Raw genomic sequence first — 8,445 nt, 5'->3', positions numbered from 1 at the left:
AATACAATTGGCTTCACTACTAAATTCGACTCCAAAACTAAAAATATTCATACCCAATAATTTATCTATCAAACAAATATACAAAAATATGAGCAATTACGGATATGCATTATATTTAAAGAACTATCTTGAAAAGTTAAACTATTTGCATAATTAATGTGAGATTGTGATATTATCAAATCCCTAGATTCAGATAGAATTGACTGAAAAGAAGGAATAAGAAAATTATACATGAAATCATGTTGACTTTGGGGCGAACCATCTACATCAATATGACAATTAAAATTATCATAAAACTTTTGAATTAATTCGCCCAAGTCCAAATTATTAATGTAAGGTAGACTTGCACCTTGATTACAATTTTTGTATTTAATATTTAGATAAGCATGCATTAGTTCATGTATAATTATTTTTGCAATTTTTATGTTTGACGCATTACCCGTGCCGTTAGATTCATCCAACATTTCTCTTTTTAGTTTTATTAAGTTGTTAAATTGTTGTGGTATTCCATTATTTGAGATTGTAGTAAGTTGACAATTCCCCAGAGTATTTGAATTGGGAAAACTTTCAACAATTTCAAATTTAACATTTAGTTTTGATTGTGTGCCCCCAAATGTATTGTCAAATAAATTCTTAAAGCTTGGTGATTGCATTAGTTTATTGTAGATACAATTAAACTTTTTACCAACTGTTGTTGTAGTGTCAATTGCAGAAACATCAATATTTGCCGGAGATTTTGATGATTTTTTAAAATTTAAATTTAATCCACTGTTAATCGCGTTATTGATAAACTCTGTCACAAACTGTTCTGCTTCTGGTTTAATAATTACATTATTTGGATTGCCTCCTAGTAATGGATTATAATTTGGATTAGGTTCTACTATTAAATTATTAACTAAATATTCTTCAAATGATGGGTTTGAATTATAAACAAGTAATTGTTCCGGCGTTAAAGTACTCAAAAAAGGATTAAGAAACATTGACGCTGAATATGTCCCACCACCATTATTACTATTGTCACCCGAATCTTCTAATATTTGTACTAATTGGCCACCTCTGCCGGTACAAACTGTAGTGATACTTATAATCCAATAGCTATTAATTGTACCATTATCACAAGCCACACCAGGAGGATGATTGCCTTTATCACCGCAATTTACAGCTATTATATTAACTTTATCATAACAATTCATCCTTGAACTTGCAGTTGAATCAGTTGATATTGGTATTCCATTTTCAAAAGTTGTTAACGCTGTAACTTCATTTTCAAAATCTAAAATTTGTACAACGCCACTAAAAGTTCTTAAATTTAAAGTATTAGTTGGACTAGTTGGAATGTATTTTAAAAAGCCCATCTTTTCTGTTTCATTATTATTTTTAGTTATAATAAGTTTTAGAAAATAAGGTTTTAATTGAGAATAAGAATTTAGATGTAAAATATAAGAAGTTAATTCATCCTCTTTTTCATTTTTCAAAAAATATACTTCTGGATTATTTGAACGATTTAAGGAATTATTTGCAGAAGAATCAAAGTTTCTGTATTGTAATTTTTCTTTAATATCTGTTGAATTAATTTCATTTAGCACTTGTTTGATTGAAACTCTACTTGTTTTTAAATGAAAAGCGTGATTTTGGCTTTCGATTAAAATTTCGTCTTCATCACAAGAGCAAAATGAACTTAATAAAGCAAAAAATGCAAAAAGTCTAATAATTTTCAGTTTTGGGGTCATAATAGCTTGTTTAAAGTTACTATTTTTTAAAGTTTAGCTGAGCACATATAGCGCACAATTTTTTTCTATCTCTGCCAAAATCTTATTTATCGTGCACAATTGGAACTAAGTCATCACAAAAGTTAGCAAGTATTTCATCTCAAATGTATAATTTTTAATTCAACAATAATTAAAAATATCATAATTTACTAAAAGGTTTTAAACGTTAACGGCTAAAGTAATAGGTGTATTTCAGATGCAAGTTGTTTCGCTTTTTTTGTAAATTCAAATTCATTTCACATCAAATCTATTTTTTTAAAACATTATACAAGTTGTATTCCAAATTCAGGTAAAACCCATTTGGAGCGGTTCGATACATGGAACTCATTATTTCATGTCGGTAGGCCAAATCAATTCTGGCTTGGCTGTTGATGATAAATTGCACCGCGGGAATCACATCTAGTGAGGAACGCCCATTCTCGTTGATGGTTTGACCCAAAAATTCCAACATTAGATTGATATTCGTCTGCTTAAAACTCGTATACGTTTTAGGATACATCAGTTTTCCAATAGAAAGAGTATAGTTGGTAGCTGTATTTCCTAAATGGTCGGGAAAGGGATTCTTCGACGTATTGTCAAACGCTCTTTCAAAACTCAATGAGGAACTGATGGCTACTTTATGAATTAACTTAGTCGCTACCAAGCCGACTTCAAAACCCGAGTTGTGTCCCATGGTTTCAATTTGTTCCTGATGAATATCTGAATTGTTAAAACTGTAACGCCCAAAAGCCGCCAATCGGAAGTGACTGTTGATGTCGTCTTCCGAATAAAAACGGTACTTGGAGAAAAAACTTCCACCTTCGGTTACCAAACTATTGCCTCTGTTGCTGATAAATGCCGTTCCGCGAAACATCAGGTTTTTATTCAAACCATAGGAAACTTCGGGCATCAAATGATAATTGTAACCGCTTTCAAATTTTTCCTTAAAGAGTAAATTTCCCATTCGTGCCGACAATGAGTTGGCTGGAATATTACTGGCCGGATCGGTTACTACAAACAATTCCTGACCAATTACGAGTTGCGTGAACAATAAAACCACGTATAAATAAACCACTTTCATTAGTTAACGATTCTAAAGTGAAAATTATTTTCGTTTCCTGCTGTATTCGTAGGCACGTCTTTGTGTTTCTTGGCCAATTTCTTGAACTCTTTATCTGTCACAAAACCTTTGTCCAAAATCTGTACTTGCACTTGTTTCGTATTGGGTACTTGCTTTTTCTCCACATGGATATATTTTTCCAACGTTTTTGGATTTACGGAAACGACTAGCGAACCGATAAAAAATCCAGCTTTTTCAACATTCTCTTTAAAAATTTTAGGCGAAACGTTGGTGTTTGGTTTCATAGTTACGGTAAACGTATTGGTGTTTAAATCGGTGTCAACCGAGGCGACTTCAGGCAAGCTTGATAATTGTTTGTAAATGGATTTCGAACACATCGAACAGGTTAATCCTGTTGCAATGATGTCGGCTTTTACTATTTGTGCGTTACTTTCTATCGCAAAAAATAGTGCGATAAAAGTGATTAGTATATTTTTCATATGAAGATATTTATTGAATTTTGATTGCACTTAATACTTCTATTGACATGAATAACATGCTTAAGAATAAATGCTTAAAGAATGATTTATTTCGAAAAGCATAGTTTTCGAAAAGATTAAAATGGTAAACGAATTTTTTGAATTTATGAGCTTACAAAGCGTCAATAAAAAAAGTTAAGATTCCGACAAAATCCACTTGTGGCTGTCGCGAATGGTTTTAGCCTATTTTAGGAATAAGCCAAATGGAAGAAAATCCATCGGATAGAGATGGCGTATTGTGATTTGTTTTCACCAAAAGATCGAATGAAAAATCAACTAAAGTAAACGGAGTAAAAAGGTAAGAAACTTTCGTTGAGGAAAACGAACTACATCCCGAAGCACATGTGCAACCGCTGTGTCCGCACTTACCATCGCAAGCTTTTTTGTCTCCTGATTTTTCACTGCAACATCCTTTTTTTGTGGTTGGAGTAGTAGTTTCTGTCTTTTGGTGATTCATTTTTGCATGTTTCTCACAAGCATACGAATTTACCGACACCATAAAGAAGCCTAAAAGTAAATAAAGTATGAAAGTCGATTTATGCATGAATCAATTATGAATGACAATAGTAAGCTAATCCCTTGGATCGTAGTCTTAAAAAAGTAATAAATAAAAATTTACGACAGAAAATTGCAATTTATGACCTAAAAAAAACAGCCGCTTTTCAGCAGCTGTTTGTTCAATTAACTATAATCAATCTATAACTTTTCAATTTAAGACCCACACATTTCGCAGTCGTCTGGACTGGCGTTTTTGGCGAGTTCAATCATTGCTTTGTATTCAACTGCCGACATTTCTACAGGCTCTGAAACCATAACTGTCGGTTTTACTTGCACTTCTGGAATTGAAATAGGTTGCGCTTTCTTGTCGTTATTCAACGTAAATTGGATGGCATCTACGGCTGCTTTTGTTCTTAAATAATACATACCAGTTTTCAATCCCGATTTCCAAGCATAAAAATGCATTGATGTCAGTTTCGAATAATTCGCGTCTTGCATAAACAAGTTCAACGATTGCGATTGGTCGATAAAATAACCCCGCTGTCTCGACATGTCGATAATGTCCTTCATCGAAAGTTCCCAAACTGTTTTGTATAATTCTTTTAAATACTGCGGAATAGCATCAATATTTTGAACCGATCCGTTGTGACGCATGATTTCTTGCTTCAAATTGTCGTTCCACAAACCTAGAGCTACTAAATCGTGCAACAAGTGTTTGTTCACCACAATAAATTCGCCCGAAAGTACTCTTCTGGTGTAAATATTGGAAGTATAAGGTTCAAATGCTTCGTTGTTTCCTAAAATTTGCGAAGTCGAAGCCGTTGGCATTGGAGCTACCAAAAGTGAATTTCGCACACCGTGTTCCATCACTTCTTTTCGTAACGAAGCCCAATTCCATCTTCCAGATAGTTCTTCGTCTTTCAATCCCCAAAGGTTGTATTGAAATTCTCCTTGCGAAATAGGTGATCCCGCAAATGTTGAATACGGCCCTTCTTCTTTGGCCATTTCCATCGAAGCAGTTACAGCTGCAAAATACAGGGTTTCAAAAATTTCTTGGTTCAATTTCTTAGCTTCATCACTGGTAAAAGGCAAACGAAGTAAAATGAAAGCATCGGCCAATCCCTGCACGCCTAATCCAACGGGACGGTGACGCATATTGGAATTTTCGGCTTCTTTTACAGGATAGTAATTTCGGTCGATAACCTTGTTCAAGTTTCGGGTCACCCTTTTGGTAACGTTAAACAACAAATCGTGATCAAACTTACCATTCTCAACAAACATCGGTAACGAAATCGAAGCTAAATTACACACAGCAATTTCATCTTTCGACGTAAATTCCATAATTTCCGTACACAAGTTCGACGATCGAATCGTACCTAAATTTTTCTGGTTCGATTTGCGGTTGGCTGCATCTTTGTACAGCATATAAGGTGTTCCTGTCTCAATTTGTGATTCTAGGATTTTTTCCCAAAGTTCACGCGCTTTGATGGTTTTTCTGCCTTTTTTCTGCTCTTCGTAAGACACGTACATTTTCTCAAATTCTTCGCCATAAACGTCGTACAAACCAGGACATTCATTCGGACACATCAAGGTCCAATAACTGTCTTCTTCTACCCGTTTCATGAATAAATCCGAAGTCCACATCGCGAAAAACAAATCACGAGCACGCATTTCTTCTTTACCCGTATTTTTCTTCAAATCCAAGAATTCAAAGATATCCGCATGCCAAGTTTCGATGTAAATTGCAAAACTACCTTTGCGTTTTCCGCCGCCTTGATCCACATAACGGGCGGTATCGTTAAAAACACGCAACATCGGAACAATTCCGTTCGAAGTACCGTTGGTTCCCCGAATGTACGAGCCTGTTGCACGAACGTTGTGAATGGACAATCCAATTCCTCCCGCCGACTGCGAAATCTTAGCCGTTTGTTTCAACGTATCATAAATGCCGTCGATGCTGTCGTCTTGCATGGCCAATAAAAAGCACGAAGACATTTGTGGTTTTGGCGTTCCTGCATTGAACAAGGTTGGCGTTGCATGCGTAAAAAACTTTTTCGACATTAAATCGTACGTTTCCAATACCGAATCCAAATCATTCAAGTGAATTCCTACCGCAACACGCATCAACATGTGTTGGGGACGCTCTACAATTTTGCCGTTTATCTTTAATAAATACGACCGTTCCAAGGTTTTGAATCCAAAATAATCGTAGTTAAAATCTCTGTTGTAAATAATATGCGAATCCAAAAATTCGGCATTTTCCATGATCACTTTATGCACTTCCTCAGAAAGTAATGGCGCATATTGGTTGTTTCTTGGATTGACATAATGAAACATTTCATTCATCGTTTCCGAGAATGATTTTGTAGTGTTTTTGTGCAAATTAGAAATGGCAATTCGCGCGGCCAACTGAGCATAATCCGGATGAGCGATGGTCATCGAAGCAGCAGTTTCTGCCGCCAAATTATCCAATTCTGATGTAGTAACCCCATCATACAGACCTTCAATAACACGCATCGCCACTTTAACGGCATCTACTAAATCATTCAAACCGTAACACAGTTTTTTAATTCGATCCGTGATTTTGTCAAACATTACAGGCTCTTTGTGGCCGTCTCTTTTTACTACGTACATAATTTTTTTTTGTTTTTGTGAAATAGAAAATCCCTTCTCTATTTCGGGTTATTTGTCATGCTGAATTTATTTCAGTATCTCATTTCTGATTTTTAAAAGTTCAGATTCTTCATTTGGAGCTATTCCAGCTTTTCGCTATATCTTTTTTAATTACCTCGGGAAAAAACCCGAGGTAATTAAAAAAGGATGCCGCTGCAATCTGGGCTAAACCAATGGAATGGCTTGGGTTTTAAAGAAATCTTCGACGCTAAACTTTTCTTTGTTTCTAAAACTCCTCCCTACTTCCGTCGGAAGGTTGGTGGAGGCTTTAAAAATCAGCGTCGAAAGTAATTTTTTGTGCTTCGCTGTCGGTGTTCATGACACCTGCTTTTTGGTATTCGGCCACTTTTTTCTCAAAGAAATTGGTTTTCCCTTGAAGCGAAATCATGTCCATAAAATCGAACGGATTAGGCGTGTTGTATTCTCTTTCACAACCCAATTCTACTAGAAGTCGGTCGGTTACAAACTCTAAGTACTGCGTCATTAAATTAGAATTCATTCCAATCAAACTTACCGGAAGCGACTCTGTAATAAATTCTCGTTCGATATCTAATGCATCAATAATGATGGTTCTGATACGGTCTTTTGGCACTTTGTTAATCAGGTGATGTTGGTGCAAATGCACGGCAAAATCGCAGTGAACCCCTTCGTCGCGCGAAATAAGCTCGTTTGAAAAAGTCAAACCTGGCATTAAACCTCGTTTTTTTAACCAAAAAATGGCACAAAATGCACCTGAGAAGAAAATACCTTCCACGGCTGCAAAGGCAATCAACCTTTCGGCAAACGAATCGGACGAAATCCATCTAATTGCCCAATCGGCTTTCTTTTTAATGGCCGGAAAAACTTCTAATGCGTTAAATAAATCGGCTTTCTCTGCTTCGTCTTTTACGTAAGTATCAATCAAAAGCGAATAGGTTTCGCTGTGGATGTTTTCCATCATGATTTGGAATCCGTAAAAGAATTTAGCTTCCGCATATTGCACTTCGTTCACAAAATTCTCAGCAAGATTTTCGTTCACAATTCCGTCTGAAGCTGCAAAAAATGCAAGAATATGTTTGATAAAATATTTTTCGTCGTGGTTCAATTTATTGTTCCAATCGTTTAAATCCTGCGACAAATCAATTTCTTCCGCTGTCCAAAAACTGGCCTCCATTTTTTTATACCATTCCCAAATATCGTGGTGTTTAATCGGGAAAATAACGAAACGGTTTTTATTTTCTTGCAAAATTGGTTCTAATACTGACATATTCGACTGACTTTTATAGGTTTAAAAAATGGCACTTCTCGAGTACAGTGCGATACAAAGATTGCGAAATATTAGGGGAATAAAAAGCCAAACTTATCCACAATTAATGATAGTTTTTAACAACACAGCAAACACAAGGCTTAGCAAAGATTTCAATTACAAACAATTGATTGACAATATGTTGAAAATAAAACAAAATACCAAATCGAGCTATAACATAAGACTTTTATCGGTAGAAAAAAGTTAAAATTTGGTTTATTTTTTAAAATTAATTTTCAGAAGCCTTGGGTTAATAACTCATTTTAAGCATACCCGAAATTGTATAATATTTGGCGTCAGAACGGAATTAAATTAATAATTGACTTTTATGCTCAAAACATTTTAATTTATACGGTCAATTTCACTACTAGTGGGTTCCGCTACATTTTTATTTCTATAAATTTTTCCTACAAAATTATATCGCAAATTCAATCCAATAGCTCGAACATCATTGTACGACAAATTTTTATATAAATAATTGGGCAATGTAGTTTCTAAACCAGAAATACTAGTTTTAAATTATGTATATCCGTAATTGCTCATATTTTTGTATATTTGTTTGATAGATAAATTATTGGGTATGAATATTTTTAGTTTTGGAGTCGAATTTAGTAGTGAAGCCAATTGTATTGCGCATTTTAA

At 34.8% G+C, this 8,445-nt stretch carries 6 protein-coding genes; all 6 read right to left on the bottom strand.

Annotated elements, in window-relative coordinates; all coding sequences use genetic code 11:
* Positions 1 to 68: 68 nt before the first annotated feature.
* A complete protein-coding gene (locus tag ACIQ2X_RS11050) occupies positions 69 to 1,730 on the bottom strand; it encodes a hypothetical protein (RefSeq protein WP_396178979.1) in 1,662 nt (553 codons plus the stop codon).
* Between the two features lie 286 nt (positions 1,731 to 2,016).
* A complete protein-coding gene (locus tag ACIQ2X_RS11045) occupies positions 2,017 to 2,829 on the bottom strand; it encodes a hypothetical protein (RefSeq protein ID WP_396178978.1) in 813 nt (270 codons plus the stop codon).
* Positions 2,829 to 3,308, bottom strand: a complete 480-nt coding sequence (locus tag ACIQ2X_RS11040) for a heavy-metal-associated domain-containing protein (protein WP_396178977.1) — start codon at positions 3,306 to 3,308, stop codon at positions 2,829 to 2,831. The genes ACIQ2X_RS11045 and ACIQ2X_RS11040 overlap by 1 nt, the downstream gene beginning before the upstream one ends.
* Before the next feature lie 217 nt (positions 3,309 to 3,525).
* A complete protein-coding gene (locus tag ACIQ2X_RS11035; RefSeq protein WP_396178976.1) occupies positions 3,526 to 3,804 on the bottom strand; it encodes a hypothetical protein in 279 nt (92 codons plus the stop codon).
* 254 nt (positions 3,805 to 4,058) lie between these two features.
* Positions 4,059 to 6,479 (bottom strand): ribonucleoside-diphosphate reductase subunit alpha, encoded by a 2,421-nt coding sequence (locus ACIQ2X_RS11030; RefSeq protein ID WP_396178975.1) that lies wholly within the window; start codon positions 6,477 to 6,479, stop codon positions 4,059 to 4,061.
* A 307-nt stretch (positions 6,480 to 6,786) separates the two neighbouring features.
* Positions 6,787 to 7,764 (bottom strand): ribonucleotide-diphosphate reductase subunit beta, encoded by a 978-nt coding sequence (locus ACIQ2X_RS11025; RefSeq protein ID WP_396178974.1) that lies wholly within the window; start codon positions 7,762 to 7,764, stop codon positions 6,787 to 6,789.
* Positions 7,765 to 8,445: the final 681 nt, after the last annotated feature.

Source organism: Flavobacterium sp., from assembly GCF_044368625.1.
Classification (GTDB): Bacteria; Bacteroidota; Bacteroidia; order Flavobacteriales; family Flavobacteriaceae; genus Flavobacterium.
The sequence above is the reverse complement of the archived record's forward strand: the minus strand, read 5'-3'. Positions and strand labels throughout refer to the sequence as shown.